This is a genomic window from Waddlia chondrophila WSU 86-1044, from assembly GCF_000092785.1.
Classification (GTDB): Bacteria; Chlamydiota; Chlamydiia; order Chlamydiales; family Waddliaceae; genus Waddlia; species Waddlia chondrophila.
Window position 1 is genome coordinate 938,280 of the sequence record NC_014225.1, and the last position, 18,254, is coordinate 956,533.

Consider the following 18,254-nt stretch of genomic DNA (forward strand, 5'->3'; position numbering starts at 1 on the left):
TGTTTTATAAAAGTTCCATCAAAAATGGGTGTAAGCGTCCACTAAGACTGTAATCGCGAAAGTCGCAAATACAGGAAGCTTTATGTATTGGAAGTTGTAAAGCTTATGCAAAATGCTTACGAATGCCAAAACAATCAGCGATGGATAGATAAGGGTTAAAATTGGTGCTAGAAAACTCATGATGCCGGCAAAATTCAATGTGGACATGAAAAATGCGGAAATAAGTGTGAGTACCAGAGCCATTCTATAACTGACTTTAGTGTTTGCGATATCCTCGTGAATGTATTCTGCGAAAACAGCAGCCAGTGCGATTGCTGTTGTCAAGCAAGCCATTGCTACAGCAAGAACTGCAATGATACCGGCGTAAGGTCCAAGCATCTTCAAAGAGAGCTGGCCTAGCATTTCATCTGTTGGAAAGGAAGCTAGGTAGCTGCTATGTCTGGCAGCGACAAAACTGATACCAATATAGACAAGCGCTAACAAAGTTGCTCCGATGCAACTTGCTTTTAAGGTCATTCCTACCAACTTTTTGAAGTCGTTTTGGCTTTCCGGATGCAATTCTCTTTTCAAGCATAAGATGACCACAGAAGAAAAGAAAAACGTTGCCAGAAGATCCATTGTGTTGTAGCCCTCCCAAACACCGTTGAAAAAAACTTCAACGTTTGAATCGCCAGAAGCTCCTGAAGGGGTGCCTGTCAACCATCCCTTAACGACAAGGACTACCAGAGAGAAGAGTAGTATTGGAGTTAAAAAATAACCGAGAATATCCAGAATGCGGCTTCTTTTATAGGTCATCAGAAAAATGACGAGGCAGGAAATCGCAGAAAAAAGAGGGAGCGAAATGTCGCCCATAAACATTTTGGCTGTTGAATGGGAAAATGCAATCACTCGAGGCATAGCGCCAAAGGGGCCGATCAGCAGCATAATGAATAAAGCAACCAGAAAGCCAGGCATTTTTCCAATTTTTTGGAAGAACTCTTTGTGGTTGCCATCATACAGCGCCATAGCCACCAATCCAAGGAAAGGGACTCCGACTGCGGTGATTAATAGGCCGATGATCGCATAGATGTTTTGATTTTGTGCATATTGCCCCATCGCTAAAGGAAAGACAATGTTCCCTGCTCCGAAGAACATCGAAAACATAGCCAATCCAGTGGATAGGGTGTTGGACTTTATTTTTGTAGACATGATCCTTCTCTCTTTAAAATTTTAATAAGGGTCTGGAAATTTGAGTATGGGTGGAAGATTGAATAATGTGCGCCTAGCGCACTAGAATGAAAATGGGGAGAAGTAAAAATTTGTTCATGAGGAAATTCTAGCATGACTCCTTTTATTGGGTCAAGTAGAAAAGATATTTTTTTGAAGAACCTATTTCGACCTAAAGGTCCGCTTGACTTTTGATCTTAAATCGGTAAAAATGAACCCTTATTTTTTTTCAGGGAAATTCAATGGTAGATGCTCAGATAAAAATTTCTCCTTCCATTCTAGCTGGTGATTTCGGCAATCTTGCTGAAGAGGCAAAGCGGATAGAAGATGCGGGCGCTGATATGCTGCATGTCGATATTATGGATGGGAATTTTGTCGATAATTTAACCTTGGGTCCAAAGGCTCTAGCTGCGATTAACCGATCGACAGATCTTTTTCTCGATGTGCATATCATGGTGTACCACCCTTTTGATTATGTGGAAAAAATGGTGGAGGCTGGTGCGGATATGCTGACATTCCATTTCGAAGCTACAGAAGATGTAGAAGATACGCTTAATTTCATCCGTCGCTGCAATATCAAGGCAGGTTTGGCATTTTGTCCGGAAACTTCAAAAGAAATGGTGATCAAATATCTCGATAAATGCGACATGATTTTGCTAATGACCGTGAATCCTGGATTCGGCGGACAGGCGTTCATGCCTGAGGTTTTGGATAAGGTGCGCTTTGTTCGGGAGGCTTGCGACCGGTTGAACATCAGGCAGGGTGGAGTTGTTCCGAAAGAAGGGACTCTGCCGCCTTTCGATATTGAAGTCGATGGCGGTATTAATGATCAAACTGCCGGGCAGTGTATTGAAGCGGGAGCAAATGTTCTTGTGTCAGGCAGCTATTTATATGAGTTTCCGACTTTGCAAGAAGGGATTCAAACATTGCGTAACGCGTTGAAATAAAGGAATTAATAATGGTATTGAGCAATCAGATTAATCCTGGAATGATTTTATCGATAGGAAAGAAATTATTTCGCGTAGAGTCCAGTGTTAAAGTGACGGTTCCTAAGGGAACTCCATTTATCAAAACAAAACTGTGTGATCTGGCAAACAATCAAGTGACCGAGAAAAACTTCAAGCTCGACCAGGAAGTGAGCGAGGTCAATTTAAATGAGAGACCTCTTGAGTTTTTGTATAAGGAAGGAAAAGAGTTTCTTTTTCTGGATGTGAAAACTTTGGATCAGATCCTTGTCCCAAATCCTGTAGTTGGGGAAAAAATCAATTATCTTAAGGAAGGCATTGAAGTTGCAGCAGCTTTTTATGGAGATACGGTTTTTTCTATTGAGCTTCCACAGTTTTTGGAACTTATGGTCAGTACTACTGAAGGGGATCAAGACTTGTCTCCTCTTTCAAATGCGACTAAGGTTGCAGTGCTTGAGACAGGCGCTAAAGTGGAGGTTCCTCCGTTTATTGAACCGGGTGATATCATCAAGGTCGATACGAAAACCAGTGAATACATTCAACGGGTATAGGTAGTCATGGAATTAAAGCAAATTAAAGATCTAATGGCGGCAATGGGTCGGACCCGTCTAAAACGGTTGAAGATTAAAAACGACAATTTTGAGCTTGAGCTGGAAAGAGAGGAAAAGGTAGTTAAGCAAGTGGTCGAGCATATGCCTGAGGCTTATGCCAGGGCTGAAACAGAAATTCCTCGTGTCAAAGCACCTGATATTCCAGCTTCTCTTCATCCACCGGTCGATCACGATTCTGCGGTGAGAGAAGAGAAGGGAACATTTATCACATCTCCAATGGTGGGTACCTTTTACTCTGCTTCTGGGCCGGATGAACCTTTTTTTGTGAAAGTGGGCGATAGGGTGACAGAAGAGAGTGTTGTCTGCATTGTTGAAGCCATGAAAGTGATGAATGAAGTAAAAGCTGGAGTCTCAGGCGTTATTTCAGAGGTGTTGGTCGAAAATGGCCACCCTGTCGAATTTGGAACCAAATTATTTAAAGTATCATAAAGAGCATGCAAAAAGTATTAGTAGCGAATCGAGGAGAGATTGCGGTACGTGTCATCAGGGCTTGTCACGATTTGGGGCTTGAGACAGTTGCTGTTTATTCTGAGGCCGATTCCGAAGCTCTGCATGTTCTCCACGCCGATGAGGCGATTTGCATTGGCAAAGCTCCGGCTAATCAGTCTTATTTGAAAATTCCGAATATCTTATCCGCTTGTGAAATCACCGGAGCAGATGCGATCCATCCTGGATATGGATTTTTGAGTGAAAACCACAATTTCGCTTCTATTTGCGAAAGCTGCGGTTTGGAATTCATTGGTCCTTCTCCCGAAACGATTGCGCATTTAGGTGATAAATCTAGAGCTAAAGCTGTTGCTAAAAAGGCTGGCTGTCCGGTGATTCCAGGTTCTGATGGGGTTGTTTCCACCATTGAGCAAGCTCTCGAAGAAGTGAAAGAGATGGGATTTCCTGTTTTCATTAAAGCAGTTGCTGGAGGAGGGGGCAAGGGGATTCGGATCTCTTTTTCTGAAGATGAATTTAAAAAACAATTTTCTGCAGCCAGGGCTGAAGCGGAAGTGAGTTTTGGAAACCCTGAAGTCTACCTTGAAAAAATGATCATGACGCCCCGGCATATCGAAGTGCAGATCGTTGGAGATAAGCACGGTAACTATGTGCATTTAGGTGAAAGAGATTGCACGATTCAGCGACGTCGCCAAAAATTGATTGAGGAAGCGCCAAGCCCGTTAGTTTCTCCAAAGTTAAGGAAGAGAATGGGGGCTGCTGCCATTGCGATTGCTAAGGAGGTTGGGTACAATTCTGTTGGTACTGTCGAGTTTTTATTAGATAAAGACCATCACTTTTATTTTATGGAAGTGAACACTCGCATCCAAGTCGAACATACCGTTACTGAAGATCTTACAGGTGTTGATTTGGTGAAAGAGCAGATCAAGATTGCCATGGGGGAGAAGCTTTCAATCAGGCAGAAAGATGTGAATTTTGAAGGGCATGTCATCCAGTTTCGGATTAACGCTGAGAATCCTTCGAATCAATTTTCTCCTTCACCGGGCCAACTTGAATATTATCTTCCTCCAGGAGGTCCTCATGTGCGGGTTGACAGTGCTTGTTATTCCGGATATAAAATCCCTCCGAATTATGATTCGATGATTGCCAAATTGATTGTCCGAGGTAAAACCCGAGAAGAGGCGATTCAGATTGGTAAAAGAGCGCTGAAGGAGTTTCACATCGGAGGCGTTTATTCTACAATTCCCTTTCATCAATATCTATTGCAAGATGAGAATTTTATTGAGGGAACATCCTATGATCTTGCTTATATAGATGATCTTATGGCGGATGGATGTGTCTTTGATCTTGATTTGCAAGACTAAATCTTTTCAGATGATTAATCGGCCTCGTTTTCTGTGAACCTATCCCGAGTAGGTTTGTACTTCAACATGATCTGGTATGTCGCTTTTTGTAATTTTTAACGAATCTTTATCTCGTCTTTAATAGGCTTGAGCATGATTCACATTCAATTTTCGATGACAACAACAAGGATAAGAACATGAAATTTGAAATAGTAACAAAATGGATGTTAGGATTTGCTTTAATGTCTGCGCCTTTGATGGCGTCTGATGAAGAACCAGAAGAGCATATTCAGGTTGGTTCCCGTGCTTTGGGACATGCGGAACGCGTTTTAATCCAGGAACAGAAATATGAGCTCATCCGAAAACTTGAAAATGGAGATGAGTTGACTGAAGAAGAAAGCGAGTGCGTTCTTGCAGAAGAAGAGGCAGAAGATGGGGAAGTAAAGTCCAAGCTTATTAAAAAAAGCGCGGGGACTTCAACAACTTATTACACTTCGCACGAAGGCGCTACGCATCACCCTATTGCTGTTTCTCTCATGGGTGATACGGTGCAGTTGGAAGATGGGTCTATTTGGATCGTTTCTTCAGAAGATCGTTATCAGACGTTTGACTGGATGACAGGAGATACCATTGTCATCGTTCCAAACCACACCTGGTTTTCCTCTTATAACTATTGCCTTGTTAACCTAAACACTGGAGCAAAAGTCAAAGTCAATCTTTCTCTAGGACCGATCTATAATGGGATTTACACCCACTGGATTCTTGCGATTGACTACAGCAATCGTGAAGTGTATCTTGAAGATGGTTCTGTTTGGAAAATGTCTTGGTGGGATAGCTCTATTGTCAATCAATGGTTGCCAAACGATACTGTCATCATCGGTATCAATGACGGTTGGTTTTCCGGAAGTAATCCAAACATGTTAATCAACGTCAATATGAACGATCATGCAATTGGCAACTGTATTTTCTAAATTTTCACAATAAAAGGAGAAACTTACGATGACATTTAATCCAAGTGGACATGTACCTGTAGGAACAGGAAATCAATATCCAGTTACATCATATACGCCGCAAACAACAGTGATTGCAACGCAGCAAGGGCAGCAAGCCCGTCATGTTCATGTGATTGCACATCAACATGTAGGTGCACCGGGATATTCTCAAGTTCCTTTAAGAAATGTTCCTGCAAGACAGCTTCCTAATACAGGAACAACAACCGTTGTGTTTAATCAAAGAGCTTACCGCCGGTAGGCTTAGATCGCAGGAGCCCGCTTTAACAGCGGGCTTCTTAAAAATTTTCCAGAGATTGATCTTGAGCGTAGTGTCTCTCAATTCCATTGGCGACTTCGACAGGATCGTCAGTAAGGATAAAAAGATCCAGGTCTTTTTCAGACATGCATCCCATTTCCAATACAGTTTTTTTTAGCCAGTCGATTAGGCCACTCCAATATTCCGTACCCATAAGATAGATGGGAAAAGGTTTGATTTTTTGCGTTTGAATAAGTGTGACTGTTTCGAAAAATTCATCCAATGTTCCAAGTCCTCCTGGAAGAAACACACACGCTTTAGCGTAGCGGATGAACATCACCTTGCGGATAAAGAAATAGCGGAATTTCAAACGGTAGCGAGGATCGATAAAACGGTTTGTATCATTTTCATACGGGACGTCGATTCCAATTCCGACAGACATACTGCCTATGGATTGTGCTCCTTTATTCGCGGCTTCCATAATGCCAGGACCCCCGCCTGTAATGACAGCAAAGCCTCTTTCAGCAATCTTTTGAGCAACATCGATGGCCATGTTGTAATAGGGATTGACGGCTTGTAGCCGCGCTGAGCCAAAGATCGTGACTGAAGGTCCGATTTGCATGAGCGATTCGAATCCATCGACAAATTCAGAAATGATGCGGAAGACTCGCCAGGAATCCGCATGGGATGTGGAGTAATTAAAATTTTTGTTTTCAGTCATAGTTAGTATTACGTCAACTTTCCTTCTAAATACATGATTTTCAATATTCTATCAAGAAAAAAGTCGAGAAGCAGTATGCTTGAGCCCGGAAATACCCCTCCGTTGCAGTGGGGTGCCGTAAAGTTTTTCAGGTTCAAGTTCCAGAGAGCACAATTCATCAAGAGTGATATAAGCTCCCATTCCGCTTTCCGGAGCAAAGTCTTTTGACTCGGAAGGGGGCTTTCTAATGTTGTGCGGACAGACATCTTGGCAGATATCGCAGCCGAAAAGGTATCCGGGATTCTTTTTTGAGATCTCTTCAGGCAGTGGATCTTTGGATTCTATCAGATGGTTGGATAAACATTTGGATGCGTCCATAAGGTAAGGTTCTTTAAGTGCTCCTGTTGGGCATGAGTCAAGGCAGCGGGTGCAGGAGCCGCAGCGGGGAAGCCGTAGGTTCATTGTTTTATCTTGGATGTCAGCTGTTGTCAAAACGCCTGAAAGAAGAGTAAATGTACCGAATTTCCTGTGGATTAATAATGTATTTTTTCCGAACCAGCCTAAACCTGCCCGCACAGCTAAAGCTTTTTCAAGTATGGGTGTCGAATCGCTGAAAGCTTTGCAGGAGCCTTGTTGACCCTGCTCCTGCTCAAACCAATTGACAAATTTTTTCAATCGGCTGTGGTGGACATTGTGATATTTTCGGCCACGGGCATATGAAGCGATGAGCCCTGCATCTTTACGGAAAGGCAGCGGAGGTTGCTTATAGTAGGAGATGAAAATAATGGCAGTTTTGGCTCCAGGTAACAGCTTTTCAGGGGTACAGCGGATCTCATTTTCCATGTAGGAAAGTTTTGCTTGAAATCCTTTGTCGAGCCATTTCCTATATGCTTGGATATCCTCTTCAGGAATGATAGCATCGGTAATCCCTACGTCGTCATAGCCTAGTTCAAACGCTTTTTCTTTTATCTTTTGGTAATGCATGACAACTCTATTTAGATAATTGGCTGCAAGATGGAGATTCAGCCAATTGTTAATACGCTCTAATTTCGAAAAATTTTGGCCATCATTTTTTCCGCCTTTTTTTGACTGGAAACTTTCCGTTCCCGTTGAACGCCATTACTGACTTCATGCAGATTTTCAATGGCAACGAAAGCTGTGGGGTCTTCGGAGTAGGTCAGTTCTTTTAGCTCAGCAAGCTGCAAACGTTCTGCAGTTACATAGAGAATCTCTTTCTCTTCACCAGAATATCCTCCCCTTCCGTAAAGAATCGTGACTCCCAATCCAAGTTCATGAATGATCCGTGAAGCGATGATTTTAGACTTAGGCGAGATGATCCAAACGGATTTTGTCTCTTCCATCCCGATGATGACAGCATCCATCACTTTTGTCGCAACCATAAAAGTGATCAGTGAAAGGATAGGAGGATGCCAATCTTTAAACACTAGTCCCGCTGCAGTGAAAATAAAGACGTTGCACGCAAGGACCACTTGACCGACTGTGATTCCAGTCGAGCGGTTGATAATGATTCCCAGAATTTCCGTTCCGTCAATGCAGCCGCCATATCGAATAATGAGTCCGACCCCGATTCCAAGAATTGCTCCGCCGATCACAACGACCTCAAGGCTTTCTCCGATAAATACCCAATCCGTGTACTGATGGATGAAAAAAATCCATCCGACAAATGCAAGAACAGCTGCAATCATGTGTTGTAGAAAGACTTTTCCGATATAGCGGTATCCCATATACAGGAAAGGAGAAGTGAATGCGATAAGAAAGAAAGGGAGAAGATTATTGCCGAAAACATAAGCAAAGATCATGGAAATCCCAGTAATCCCTCCGTCAATCAAGTTTTTTGGAATAAGAAAGACTTCAACAGAGACTGCTGCTAGAAATGCCCCTAAGATGATCCAAAGGTAGCCTCCAAGCTGTGATGTGATAGATTTAGGAGGGGATGTTTGTGCTTTCATGGATGGAATCATACAGGTAAAAGGGCTAAATTTCAAGCTTTTATGATTGGCATTTAATCGAAGAGAAGAAAAATATAAGAAAATGTGTTGTAAGAAAAATCAACTCTCGTGTACATTAGTGCTTCTTTTTAAGGGCGTTTAGCTCAGTTGGTAGAGCACCTGTTTTACACACAGGCGGTCATAGGTTCGAATCCTGTAGCGCCCATCTCCTTCGCGGGAGTAGTTCAATCGGTTAGAGCACCTGCCTGTCACGCAGGAAGTTGCGAGTTCGAGTCTCGTCTCCCGCGACCTTTTTTATGATTATTCTATGGGATTTCTTATGCCATCAAGTATTTGCTGGTATAAGATCTCCACCTCTCTTCAAGGTGTGTTTTGGCAGTTTTTTTTGCTTGACGATTGTGATTTTTGAGTATGAAACTGATGTCGAGAAGGTATCCGTCTTGATCAAGCACTTTGTCTTGTAGTTTTCGTATCCATCTATCGAACGGTTGATGGTTTGGTTCTTTGCTGCGATGAGAGCTGTGGTAGTTCAAAGCTGATAGTAAGCTTGATTTGGGACAATCTCCAATCGTTTGCAGTGAGGAAAACATTAACTGCGGATTGAAAGTTAAGTCTGGAAAACCTTGACTGTCTAATTTTCCATATTCCGGACGGACTTTTCCTTCATCGGAAGAGATGATGGAAGGGTAGATGGTTTCATATGTGTACTGATCGGTTGAGATTTTTTTTTCGTTAGCTTTTTTTTGGATTTCATTAAAGCTGAGTTCGGCGAATTCATGAATTGCACGCACATGCGAGGAGAGCTGGCTGAATGTCAAATGTTTGAATGTATAGTTTGCAAGATGTTTTTCTCTAGGATCGAGCTCTTTGCTTATACCATTTCGTCTCAAAGCTTCAGCTTCTTCTTTGCTTAATCCATTTTTTATGCAGGTGATGAGTTTCAGTTTTATTTCGGCGTAATTAGAGCCATAGCCTGTATTTAACGTTGTGAAGTTATAGCCGCTGGAAGTTTTGTCTGTGAGGCAGTAAACAATATGTCCGTTTTTTTCAGTTTGGAAGCTTAGTGGAATCAGAAGACTTTCTCCTTCCTGCATTCTTTCCAGATCTTCCAGCATAGCTTCTGTGTATCTTTCTCCTTTACATTGGAATTTTTGATACCAGGAAGATCGAGTATCTGTGAGATGAAGGGCTGTGTCTGGATCGATCAGGCCGACAATTGAACCGGTGAGTGTACCAGCCAAATGGACTAGCTGGTCTCTAAATAGAGTGATGATATAATTCAGTGCATCCGTTTTGCTTATGTCAAACGATTTGCCAATAAGGAGTTTTCCCGAAGCAGCAGCCAAGAGAATGAATGAGAGAGCGAAAGTATTGAAAATTAGATCTAGAGCACAGGTAAGAGACAATCCCAAACTTAACAGCCTGGTTAAGCAATGTCTAAAAAAGGCTGTTTTGACAAATGATCCTTGGGCAGTACGCAGCTTGCGGATCAGATCCGTTAAGCCATGTGTGAATGGAGCTTGAGTCATTTTTTTGATCTCTTGCAAATTTTTACGGCTTAAATATTTTTCTGCGTCCCCAAGCAGTTTAAGAGTATTTTCCATTCCTTGAAGGTCTTCTTCCTTCATTTGATGAACATGTTTTTTGATGTATTTAACGATTTTTGAAGTGTTTACTACACAGTTTTCCGAATATTCCGGATATTTTGAGAGGAGTAAAACATTGACACAAGGAATTGTTCCGTCCTCAAAAGTTTCAAGAATAATCGATGGAATAAAAGCACCATAAATTGAAGAGGCGATAAATAGGCGGAGAAAGATTTTCACGCATTTGGAATGTCTGTGGAAATCTGTGAAATCACCTGGTTTGATGGCGATGCCTTTGATGCAGGATTCCAACATTCCAGCACTGTGAATAACCACGTCAATTAAAGAAAAAATAGGAAGCGCCACTCCTGCTACTCTTGTCACAATCTCTCTTTGTACGAAATCCTTGGATTCATGCTTTTTTTGGATAAATTGAGAAAGATTATTAGTAATAGATAAGTTAGGCTTTATCATTTTTTTAAATAAATTTATTAAAAGATTTTTATTTTATAGTAAAAACGTTTTAAGTAAAGATGTTTTTTTATATTTTTAAGAGAAAAATAGTTGATCGAATTTTTGAAAACCGATACGCTCTATACCGATTCTTGAAGTCAACGATAAAATATTGGAGTTCTCGTGATGAAACAGAAAATCGTCGTTTTAATGCTGCTCTTTATTCCTTTTTTCGATGTGCAATCAGCTGTAAAGGTTTTGGCGTTCTCAGGAAGTACTCGAACAGGCTCTTATAATCAAAGCCTTATCGAAAACGCAGCTGAAATTGCACGCACTAGCAACGCGGAAGTCACGGTGATCAACCTTAAAGACTATGAAATGCCTTTTTATCAGGCAGAGCTGGAATCTTCTCAAGGAATGCCGCGAAATGCGCTTCGATTTAGACAACTGATGCTTGACCACAACCGAATCATCATCGCTACGCCAGAATACAACGGTTCATTGACAGCAATCTTGAAAAATGCTCTTGATTGGGCCTCAAGAACGGAGCAGGCGGAATTTTCTAATGAAGCATTCAAGGATAAAAAATTTGCTCTTATGAGTGCGTCTCCAGGAAAAGGAGGGGGAAAAAGAAGTGTCGACCATCTCGCGCAAGTCCTTGCCAGTTTGGGCGGTAAAGTGGTTGAGGATAAAGTTGTCGTTCCACAAGCGTATCAGGCATTTGACTGCAATCAAAACTTGAAGAACGACTCTACCAAGAAACAGCTTATACAAGAAATTGCTGAGCTTCTTCGGTAAAAATGTTTTCAAAACGATCACGACGCAAACGGAGTTGCTCGTGGTCTGTCAGCTCATCTACATGTACGGGAACTGCGGTGATGTATCCGTTTTTTAGCCAGCGAACATCGGAGTCTTCTGGTTCTTCGAACTGTTCCAAGCGTGCACCGAGCCAGTAATAGGTGTGGTTTTCTGCTGGATGGGAACGCTTCTCCGGGTTTTCTCTCCAGTATCCTTTGCCTTGCCGTGTCATTTTATAACCTTTGATTTTTTCCACTTTCTTGCTTGGAAAATTGACATTGAGCAGAGAGCCTTTTGGCAAGGGATCTTTCAGAATATGAGAGAAAATGGCTGGAACATGCTTTTGAGCGGTAATATAATCGGTTTCCTGATAATCAAGGCAAGAAAAGGCTATTGCTGGGAGTCCATGCAGCGCAGCTTCGATGCAACCGGCAACGGTTCCACTGTATAGCAGGTTTCTTCCAGCATTGGTTCCACGGTTGATTCCAGAAACAACGATGTCCGGTTTTGCCTCAAGAATGACGCTGATTCCCATTTTGACGCAATCGGCAGGAGTGCCTGTGACACTGTAAATATTTTCTTCTCCATTCCACATCTGCTTTTGAATCATTAAAGGCTGTCTAAGCGTGATCGACAAGCTTGTTGCCGATTGCTCTTGCATAGGAGCAACAACTGTGGCATCGGCAATATCTTTAAGTGCTTGCCACAGGTGCCGGATTCCAGGGGCGTTGATTCCATCATCGTTTGTAATTAGGACTTTTGGTTTCATTTAGGGTCTCCTTAATGAATATAATCATCTGCAATATTCCTTCGATCGTGGCCTTCAAGAACATGAAATGTTCGAATTTTTTTCAAAGTCACAGGTGATAATTGACCAATAGGAATATAAATAATTTTTTTTTCGAACTTTTTTGCAAAAGACTTTAAATGCTTCGGCGGCGGTTTAGCTGCAACATAAACGATAATTGGTTTGATCGCGTAGTCGATGCCTGCCATTAAAAGAGCTTCGGGTTTGCTTCTGCATATGCTGTAGTCCGGGTCGCTCCAGATGTCGTACATGCGCCTGGGAGGATAGGACATAAGGAAACCACCATACACACAGCGGGTAATTCCTGGACCGACAACATCTTTTCCCATGGGAGTTGCATAAAAAGACATGTCGGATTCTTGTTCATGTTCCCCTAACCAGGTTGTTCGCCAAGGGTATTTTTCCTCTTCAGGGCGGTCTTCAGATGGGGAGTCTTCATCAAAGATCACGCAAACTGATCCGACGCCGGCAGGAGGTCTTCCTCTAACTTTGACGTAAAGCTTCTGTTCAGACCAGTGGCGGATCGTTTCTTTAATGTCGATGCCATCTTCTAAATTTGTGGAAAAGGGAACTGTTTGCGCTCCCTCTTCTGAATAAAGCTGCGTGCCTTTTTTTTGTAAAAATTCTCCGAAATTTTCTACAGCGACATCTTCGGGAGGGTAAGAGCAGATGGTAAAAGGACCTGGAGGATCGAAGCGGTATCTTTTTTTCTTTCGATTTCTCGAATGAAAATCGAACTTTTTTCGCCCAGGTTCCCGCAGCTGAAACCGGATATGTTTAGAGCGGCCCCAAATCTCTTCGATAGAGAGGTCCAGCTCTGGAAGGTTATCGATGTTTTTCAAATGGAGGTATTCTGTTGCGAGAAGCCAAACTTCGTAGGCGTAATTGTGTTCTACACATCCTCTGGCAGCAGTAAGAATTTGGAAGAGGTCTGGCATCAAATGGTTTGTGGTGAGAGAATAATTGCGCACAAATTTCATCAGGTTGCGCATGTGATAGCCAGGAAATTCCAGATTTTCATTTTCTTCGTAATTGTAACCGGACTCTCTGTAAAGTTGATAAATGAGTTTCTGTCTGTCTGGAGGAAACTCCGGATGATGCCCTTGCATGTAATCTTTGCGAGCTTCTTCGTATAGTGTGGAAATCCAACCGAACTCACCAATTACTTCCCTGCATGATTCCTCAGTTAAAGTGCAAATTTCCACAACTTCTCTTTTAGCATGTTTCAACTTGGGAAATGAAGGTTGATCGACCTTGTCCAAGATGCTTTCGACATGTGCTATTCCACCGATAAAAAGGATGTTATCATAGGAAAGGGAAAGTTCCTTGAGTCGTTTAGCCATGTAAGTTTCTCTTTGAACATCAAGATCCACTTTTTCTAATGGACGTTTTTTTTGCGAATTGGCAAATATTTTGTAGTATGCTTCAAGTCCGATTCTTTCAATGGCATAAGGATCCGGAAGAAGATCTCTCATTTGCGGATAGTGATCGACATCAAGATCGATGCAAAATGCCGGAATTTGATTTTCCAAAGCAGTTCTCAAAGCTTCGAAACCGGCATCGCACGGTTCCGAAAGATAATAGAGAGGTTGGCTGTGTTTGTCATAGGAAATGACGACGCTGATATCGGGGAGTCTTGAGGCTGCATGTAGAAGTTGAAGTTGCATGGTTTCTGCAAATTCAACGGCGACACAGTCGGGTTTGACCTCTTGAATTGATCGGTGGACAATGCCGGCGAACTCCATCGTGTAATGGGTGATCGGGATGGCATGAATACTGCCTTTTTGAATCGTAAAAATCTCTTTCACGGCATGTACATCAATGCTTCGTCGCCTAAAGTCATGACAACTGCCTGACGCAGCAAGCTGTCCATATTCTCTTTTCCCCCTTTAACACTTTCGATCCGTTTTGCAGCATAACGTGCGATGTTAATGCCGTCTCTGATCGTGAAATCTTCATTTTGGAGATGGGCATTTTGGAGAAATTTCACCACATAATCCATAATGTGTTCATCAACGAAAGGCAGGTTTTCTTTTAGAATCCTTTTTTCTTCCTCTGCTTCAGGAAATTCCAGATAGATCTGCGGCTGCAAGCGGCTGTGGATGTATTCTGGAATCTCATAAGTGGAAGCGTCGTCATTCATTGTCACGCAAATGCGGAATTCAGGGTTTGCAGAGACTTTTAAACCGGCAACGATTGATTCTATGTAGCGTCTTGTATCGAGCAGGGGAGCAAGCGAGGCCCACGATTTTTCGCTCATGCGATTGGCTTCATCGAGAATACAAACACCTCCTCGGATCATAGCCGTCACAAGAGCTGAGGCGACATAGCGGATTCCACCCGATTGATCTACAACAGGAGTAATCAACAGATCTTCCGGGCGGGTATCCATGGTGCATTGGTAGATGTAGACATCTTTTCCAAGCGATTTAGCGGCAGCGTAAGCAAGAGTCGTTTTTCCAACTCCAGGCTTACCGATAATGCGAGGATTAAGGGGAATGTCATCTTGATCGATGACAAGCCAGGCGGCTAGCAGCTGGTCCATCACATCCTGTTGACCGATCCATTCAAAATCAAATTCATCGGGGAAGCCGAGGGCGATCTCGACTCCTTCGATTTGGATACGGCTTTCGTGTTCATTGGAATGCGGTTTGGTCATCTTTACTTTCTCCTGGCTTTATCTGATCCATATTTCAGTCCTGCTCGTGCGATGTTTTCGCGAGCATGTGGGTATAGTACCTCAATTTCTTCGATCAAATCATCGACTTTTTTTCGCATGGAGTTTTGTCCGACGGGACAGCGGCACATAACGCGGGAAAATCCTTGTTGTTCGGCAAACCGGCGGATTTCCTCTTCGCTTACATAGGTAAGGGGGCGGATGATTGTTTTTCCGTAGTCGATCATGTGTAATTTCGGCAAGTTTCCGCAAAACTCTCCTTTGTGCAGCATATTCATGAGAATGGTTTGTGCATTGTCATCTCTATGATGACCGAAAGCGATCGTTTTCGCGCCGAGTTGTTCAGCGGCTTCAAAGAGAAGTTTTCTTCTTTCCCTCGAGCAGCTGTAGCATTCGAGTGTTTCAAGCTTTTGGTTGGATTCTTTGACGACAAAGGGGATATTTAGTTTTGAACAGATTGCGGACAAATAGGGGAGATCTACCCCTGCGCCGCACGAGAATTCACCTGTGACATGCACTGCTGCTAGGTGAAAATCGGGAAATCCTTTTCCGGATATGGCCGCAAGCATAAACAGCAGAGTGAGGCTGTCTTTGCCTCCGCTGAGCGCAACGGCGATGTTTTGATCCGCCATCTCGAAGTCGTAAAGCGCTTTTCTAGTGGCGCTTTCGATTTTTCTGCCTAGTTTTGTCCATGGCGGTTGTGCTAGTTGAACTGACATGAGAAAAATAATCTCTAGTTGCAATTTCCTGCTAAATAGTTTATTCTCTATGACATTGATAAGTCAATGAGATTGAGGAAATTTATGTCTAAAGTAGGGCGCAATGATCCTTGTCCTTGCGGATCCGGGAAAAAATATAAGCAGTGTTGTTGGAACAAACGTTTGCCTTTGGGTAAACGCAAGTTCAAGGCTTCTGTCATCAAAAGTGGTTTGATGAAAGAATTTCCGGATTTAATGGAGCGGACGTTTGGAGAGGCGATTAAAGGAGAAGAGGGATCAAATTTAAAAGAAGCGCTTTCAAGCATTGTTCCCAAGCCTGAAGAGATGCCAGAGATTGATGCGAATCAATCATTGAAGGAATATTTAGAAGCGAGTGAAGAAGCAAAAAAAAAGAGATCTGAAGACGATTCTGCTTGAGTCAAAATTTCAGGATCTGATATAACTTCCACTTCAAGTTAGCTGGCATAGCTCAACTGGTAGAGCACCCGATTTGTAATCGGACGGTTGTGAGTTCAAGTCTTACTGCCAGCATTTCTCCTTTCTTAGGGGGTGTCGCATAGTGGCCAATTGCAAGAGGCTGTAAACCTCTCGACTTCGGTCTACGTTGGTTCGAATCCAACCACCCCCATCCTTTCTTATACCGATCATTATTGAAATCGGTATAGTTTCAACGAATAAATTAGAAATCAATTTTAAATCATTAAAAGTCTGATTATTAGATATATGTAGTAGGATTTGTTCTATTTTAAAATTATTGATATAATAATTCTTAGAGGGAGGAGGTGTTGAAATGGAACTTATTTTAGCAAAGATTTTAGGTATTTATTTTATCGCTGTTAGTCTTGCTTTAATCTTTAATCCAGAGAGGATCAAAAGAATTTATAGTGAGATGTTGAAAAGCGAGTCCTTGATGTTTTTTGGAGGCATTGTTGCAATTTTTCTGGGAGCTTGGATTGTCAGCGTTCATAATGTGTGGGTTCTGGATTGGCCAGTCATCATCACAGTGGTTGGTTGGATAAGCTTAATTAAAGGAGTTGGCCTGATCTCCTGTTCTGATTTTGCATCTCGTTTAGAGTTTATCTACGAACGGTCCTCTGAATTTTTTCGTTTTTTCGGAGTGATTTGGGGAATAATAGGGCTTGTGTTGCTTTATTATGGCACTTTTTAACTCTTCACCCGTGAAATGCTTAATCCATCAAGATCGCCTCCAATGTAGCCGACGAGAGTGGGAATGATCACAGACTCTAGTTTAGGATGGCTGGCAATCAGTCTGTTAAATGTTGCGATTGCATTTGCCTGTTCATCTGTGGGTGAAGGGTTCACCGCTTTTCCTCTTCGAATGAGGTTGTCTGCAAGGATCAACCCGCCAGGACGGCACAGGCGGATCATTGGCTCGAGATAATGGGGATAATTGGGCTTGTCCCCATCAAGGAAAATCAGATCGAATGGATCAGACATTTCTTCGATGATTCTCAGCGCATTTCCGACTTTTACATCGACTTTAGATTCCAGCCCAGCATCTTTGAGATTTTTTCTCGCGACTTCGGCGTTTTTCGGGTTAATTTCAATCGAAATAAGCTCTCCGTTTTCAGGCAGCGTTCTTCCCATCCAAATTGCGCTATAGCCTCCGAGTGTTCCGATTTCCAATATGCGCTTCGCGTTCACAAGACCTGCCAGTAGTGCAAGAAATTTACCGATAAAAGGAGAAATGGAGATCGGGGGAAGGTGATTGATTTCCATTTGATGCTTCACTTCACATAAAAAAGAATCCTCAGGTGCAAATAAAGCGTTGAGGTAGTGTTGGATTTCTTTTGCTTTTTCGTGATAAGGGTTCATTCAAATCGTGGAGTCCTAAAGTGGCAATAGGGGGCTTTGCCCGTTTTGTCGTAGTAATGTTGATGATCCTTTTCCGCAGGATAAAATAGGCTGGCCGGAGTTACTCGAGTCGCAACATCGAACCCCTTGTTTTTCAATTGTTTGATTAGGTCTTCTGAAGCTTTTTTTTGATCGTCGGTCAGGTAGAAAATTTCTGACCGATACTGCGAGCCGATATCAGGGCCCTGCCGATTTTGTTCTGTTGGATCGTGAATTTCGAAGAAAAATTTTGTCAATTTTTCGAATGTTGTGATGTTTTTGTCGTAAATCACTTCTATCGCTTCCGCATGACCAGTGCGGTCGCTGCACACCTCCTGGTAAGTCGGGTCGGCCACTTTTCCTCCGGTATAACCAACTGTAGAGGCAATGACTCCAGGGAGATCTTTGAATAAATGCTCCACTCCCCAGAAGCAGCCTGCAGCAAAAATCGCTTTGCCATGCCCCTCTTTTGTAAACGCCGGAATAAAGTCAAGAGAGATCGAATTGACGCAGTGACGGGTGTTTTTTTTTGTGATGCCTTCATTGAGAAAAACATGTCCGAGATGCCCTCCGCAGCGTTTACAAAGAATCTCAGTTCTTTTGCCGTCGGCATCAACTTGCTTTTGGATGGCTCCAGGAAGCTCATCATCAAAGCTGGGCCATCCGCATCCGGATGAAAATTTATCCGAGGATAGATAAAGAGGGGCATCACACCTTCTACAGAGGTAAATTCCCGATTCCTTTGTCTGTTCAAATTTACCGGTACCGGGGTATTCTGTACCTTTGTGTACGATGATTTTTTCTTCTTCGGGATTGAGAGGATGATAGCGCTTCATTTTTTATCTCCTTCCTTATTATCCAAAAATGCGTTA

20 protein-coding genes and 4 tRNA genes are annotated in these 18,254 nt (G+C 42.6%); 13 read left to right on the top strand and 11 right to left on the bottom strand.

The window, feature by feature from the left end; all coding sequences use genetic code 11:
* Positions 1-18 precede the first annotated feature (18 nt).
* Entirely contained in the window at positions 19-1,188 is a 1,170-nt protein-coding gene (gene brnQ, locus WCW_RS04185; RefSeq protein ID WP_079891163.1) for a branched-chain amino acid transport system II carrier protein, read from the bottom strand.
* Positions 1,189-1,448: 260 nt separating this feature from the next.
* Between brnQ and rpe the strand changes: the two genes are divergently transcribed.
* The 6 genes from rpe to WCW_RS04215 all read left to right on the top strand — a co-directional run bounded on the left by rpe (position 1,449) and on the right by WCW_RS04215 (position 5,820).
* Entirely contained in the window at positions 1,449-2,153 is a 705-nt protein-coding gene (rpe, locus tag WCW_RS04190) for a ribulose-phosphate 3-epimerase (RefSeq protein WP_013181946.1), read from the top strand.
* An 11-nt stretch (positions 2,154-2,164) separates the two neighbouring features.
* Positions 2,165-2,722 carry an elongation factor P gene (locus WCW_RS04195; RefSeq protein WP_013181947.1) on the top strand — a complete coding sequence of 186 codons (558 nt, stop codon included), beginning with the start codon at positions 2,165-2,167 and terminating at the stop codon, positions 2,720-2,722.
* A 6-nt stretch (positions 2,723-2,728) separates the two neighbouring features.
* Entirely contained in the window at positions 2,729-3,211 is a 483-nt protein-coding gene (gene accB / locus WCW_RS04200) for an acetyl-CoA carboxylase biotin carboxyl carrier protein (RefSeq protein ID WP_013181948.1), read from the top strand.
* 5 nt (positions 3,212-3,216) lie between these two features.
* On the top strand, positions 3,217-4,590 hold the full coding sequence (gene accC, locus WCW_RS04205) for an acetyl-CoA carboxylase biotin carboxylase subunit (protein WP_013181949.1): 1,374 nt from the start codon (positions 3,217-3,219) through the stop codon (positions 4,588-4,590).
* A gap of 176 nt (positions 4,591-4,766) precedes the next feature.
* Entirely contained in the window at positions 4,767-5,540 is a 774-nt protein-coding gene (locus tag WCW_RS04210) for a hypothetical protein (RefSeq protein ID WP_013181950.1), read from the top strand.
* Positions 5,541-5,568: 28 nt separating this feature from the next.
* Positions 5,569-5,820: a hypothetical protein gene (locus WCW_RS04215; RefSeq protein WP_013181951.1), complete on the top strand. Its 252-nt coding sequence runs from the start codon at positions 5,569-5,571 to the stop codon at positions 5,818-5,820.
* 37 nt (positions 5,821-5,857) lie between these two features.
* Here the strand turns inward: WCW_RS04215 and WCW_RS04220 are convergent, their stop codons facing one another.
* The 3 genes from WCW_RS04220 to WCW_RS04230 are packed head-to-tail and all read right to left on the bottom strand — an operon-like array spanning position 5,858 to position 8,487.
* Entirely contained in the window at positions 5,858-6,538 is a 681-nt protein-coding gene (locus WCW_RS04220) for an LOG family protein (protein WP_013181952.1), read from the bottom strand.
* 51 nt (positions 6,539-6,589) lie between these two features.
* Positions 6,590-7,501, bottom strand: a complete 912-nt coding sequence (queG, locus tag WCW_RS04225; RefSeq protein ID WP_013181953.1) for a tRNA epoxyqueuosine(34) reductase QueG — start codon at positions 7,499-7,501, stop codon at positions 6,590-6,592.
* 59 nt (positions 7,502-7,560) lie between these two features.
* Complete coding sequence (locus WCW_RS04230) at positions 7,561-8,487, bottom strand: YitT family protein (protein ID WP_049767115.1); 927 nt, start codon at positions 8,485-8,487, stop codon at positions 7,561-7,563.
* A gap of 132 nt (positions 8,488-8,619) precedes the next feature.
* On the opposite strand from WCW_RS04230, the gene WCW_RS04235 reads away from it, so the two are divergent.
* Both WCW_RS04235 and WCW_RS04240 read left to right on the top strand, forming a co-directional pair.
* Positions 8,620-8,692: transfer RNA gene (locus WCW_RS04235), tRNA-Val, on the top strand.
* Positions 8,693-8,700: 8 nt separating this feature from the next.
* Positions 8,701-8,774 (top strand) — tRNA-Asp (locus WCW_RS04240).
* A gap of 30 nt (positions 8,775-8,804) precedes the next feature.
* Here WCW_RS04240 and WCW_RS04245 read toward each other — a convergent pair.
* Positions 8,805-10,457, bottom strand: a complete 1,653-nt coding sequence (locus tag WCW_RS04245) for a hypothetical protein (protein WP_041941513.1) — start codon at positions 10,455-10,457, stop codon at positions 8,805-8,807.
* Between the two features lie 255 nt (positions 10,458-10,712).
* Here WCW_RS04245 and WCW_RS04250 point away from each other — a divergent pair, with 255 nt between their 5' ends.
* On the top strand, positions 10,713-11,324 hold the full coding sequence (locus WCW_RS04250; protein ID WP_013181956.1) for an NADPH-dependent FMN reductase: 612 nt from the start codon (positions 10,713-10,715) through the stop codon (positions 11,322-11,324).
* Here WCW_RS04250 and surE read toward each other — a convergent pair.
* The 4 genes from surE to WCW_RS04270 are packed head-to-tail and all read right to left on the bottom strand — an operon-like array spanning position 11,293 to position 15,528.
* Entirely contained in the window at positions 11,293-12,093 is an 801-nt protein-coding gene (gene surE / locus WCW_RS04255; protein WP_013181957.1) for a 5'/3'-nucleotidase SurE, read from the bottom strand. The two genes, WCW_RS04250 and surE, sit on opposite strands and share 32 nt — an antisense overlap.
* 11 nt (positions 12,094-12,104) lie before the next feature.
* Positions 12,105-13,940 carry a hypothetical protein gene (locus WCW_RS04260; protein ID WP_013181958.1) on the bottom strand — a complete coding sequence of 612 codons (1,836 nt, stop codon included), beginning with the start codon at positions 13,938-13,940 and terminating at the stop codon, positions 12,105-12,107.
* On the bottom strand, positions 13,937-14,791 hold the full coding sequence (locus WCW_RS04265) for an AAA family ATPase (RefSeq protein ID WP_013181959.1): 855 nt from the start codon (positions 14,789-14,791) through the stop codon (positions 13,937-13,939). Before WCW_RS04265 ends, WCW_RS04260 begins: the two co-directional genes overlap by 4 nt.
* A 2-nt stretch (positions 14,792-14,793) precedes the next feature.
* Positions 14,794-15,528 (bottom strand): tRNA lysidine(34) synthetase, encoded by a 735-nt coding sequence (locus tag WCW_RS04270; protein WP_013181960.1) that lies wholly within the window; start codon positions 15,526-15,528, stop codon positions 14,794-14,796.
* An 84-nt stretch (positions 15,529-15,612) separates the two neighbouring features.
* Here WCW_RS04270 and WCW_RS04275 point away from each other — a divergent pair, with 84 nt between their 5' ends.
* From WCW_RS04275 to WCW_RS04290, 4 genes are all read left to right on the top strand, one after another.
* The gene (locus WCW_RS04275) at positions 15,613-15,945 is read left to right on the top strand and encodes an SEC-C metal-binding domain-containing protein (protein WP_013181961.1); all 333 of its coding nucleotides are present in this window, start codon (positions 15,613-15,615) and stop codon (positions 15,943-15,945) included.
* Positions 15,946-15,986: 41 nt separating this feature from the next.
* A tRNA-Thr gene (locus tag WCW_RS04280) sits at positions 15,987-16,059 on the top strand.
* Between the two features lie 14 nt (positions 16,060-16,073).
* A tRNA-Tyr gene (locus tag WCW_RS04285) sits at positions 16,074-16,156 on the top strand.
* 162 nt (positions 16,157-16,318) lie between these two features.
* Complete coding sequence (locus tag WCW_RS04290; RefSeq protein WP_013181962.1) at positions 16,319-16,696, top strand: hypothetical protein; 378 nt, start codon at positions 16,319-16,321, stop codon at positions 16,694-16,696.
* Here the strand turns inward: WCW_RS04290 and WCW_RS04295 are convergent.
* Positions 16,693-17,364 carry an O-methyltransferase gene (locus WCW_RS04295; RefSeq protein WP_013181963.1) on the bottom strand — a complete coding sequence of 224 codons (672 nt, stop codon included), beginning with the start codon at positions 17,362-17,364 and terminating at the stop codon, positions 16,693-16,695. The genes WCW_RS04290 and WCW_RS04295 overlap by 4 nt on opposite strands.
* The gene (locus WCW_RS04300; protein WP_013181964.1) at positions 17,361-18,218 is read right to left on the bottom strand and encodes a bifunctional methionine sulfoxide reductase B/A protein; all 858 of its coding nucleotides are present in this window, start codon (positions 18,216-18,218) and stop codon (positions 17,361-17,363) included. Before WCW_RS04300 ends, WCW_RS04295 begins: the two co-directional genes overlap by 4 nt.
* Positions 18,219-18,254 lie beyond the last annotated feature (36 nt).

What these genes read in the sequence shown, in the direction of transcription:
- WCW_RS04290 (WP_013181962.1), top strand. Translation starts at nt 16,319, where the DNA reads ATGGAACTTATTTTAGCAAAGATTTTAGGTATTTATTTTATCGCTGTT.
- WCW_RS04265 (WP_013181959.1), bottom strand. Translation starts at nt 14,791, where the DNA reads ATGACCAAACCGCATTCCAATGAACACGAAAGCCGTATCCAAATCGAA.
- WCW_RS04215 (WP_013181951.1), top strand. Translation starts at nt 5,569, where the DNA reads ATGACATTTAATCCAAGTGGACATGTACCTGTAGGAACAGGAAATCAA.
- queG (WP_013181953.1), bottom strand. Translation starts at nt 7,501, where the DNA reads ATGCATTACCAAAAGATAAAAGAAAAAGCGTTTGAACTAGGCTATGAC.
- WCW_RS04210 (WP_013181950.1), top strand. Translation starts at nt 4,767, where the DNA reads ATGAAATTTGAAATAGTAACAAAATGGATGTTAGGATTTGCTTTAATG.
- WCW_RS04300 (WP_013181964.1), bottom strand. Translation starts at nt 18,218, where the DNA reads ATGAAGCGCTATCATCCTCTCAATCCCGAAGAAGAAAAAATCATCGTA.
- WCW_RS04295 (WP_013181963.1), bottom strand. Translation starts at nt 17,364, where the DNA reads ATGAACCCTTATCACGAAAAAGCAAAAGAAATCCAACACTACCTCAAC.
- WCW_RS04230 (WP_049767115.1), bottom strand. Translation starts at nt 8,487, where the DNA reads ATGAAAGCACAAACATCCCCTCCTAAATCTATCACATCACAGCTTGGA.
- WCW_RS04275 (WP_013181961.1), top strand. Translation starts at nt 15,613, where the DNA reads ATGTCTAAAGTAGGGCGCAATGATCCTTGTCCTTGCGGATCCGGGAAA.
- accB (WP_013181948.1), top strand. Translation starts at nt 2,729, where the DNA reads ATGGAATTAAAGCAAATTAAAGATCTAATGGCGGCAATGGGTCGGACC.
- WCW_RS04250 (WP_013181956.1), top strand. Translation starts at nt 10,713, where the DNA reads ATGAAACAGAAAATCGTCGTTTTAATGCTGCTCTTTATTCCTTTTTTC.
- surE (WP_013181957.1), bottom strand. Translation starts at nt 12,093, where the DNA reads ATGAAACCAAAAGTCCTAATTACAAACGATGATGGAATCAACGCCCCT.
- WCW_RS04270 (WP_013181960.1), bottom strand. Translation starts at nt 15,528, where the DNA reads ATGTCAGTTCAACTAGCACAACCGCCATGGACAAAACTAGGCAGAAAA.
- accC (WP_013181949.1), top strand. Translation starts at nt 3,217, where the DNA reads ATGCAAAAAGTATTAGTAGCGAATCGAGGAGAGATTGCGGTACGTGTC.
- WCW_RS04195 (WP_013181947.1), top strand. Translation starts at nt 2,165, where the DNA reads ATGGTATTGAGCAATCAGATTAATCCTGGAATGATTTTATCGATAGGA.
- rpe (WP_013181946.1), top strand. Translation starts at nt 1,449, where the DNA reads ATGGTAGATGCTCAGATAAAAATTTCTCCTTCCATTCTAGCTGGTGAT.
- brnQ (WP_079891163.1), bottom strand. Translation starts at nt 1,188, where the DNA reads ATGTCTACAAAAATAAAGTCCAACACCCTATCCACTGGATTGGCTATG.
- WCW_RS04220 (WP_013181952.1), bottom strand. Translation starts at nt 6,538, where the DNA reads ATGACTGAAAACAAAAATTTTAATTACTCCACATCCCATGCGGATTCC.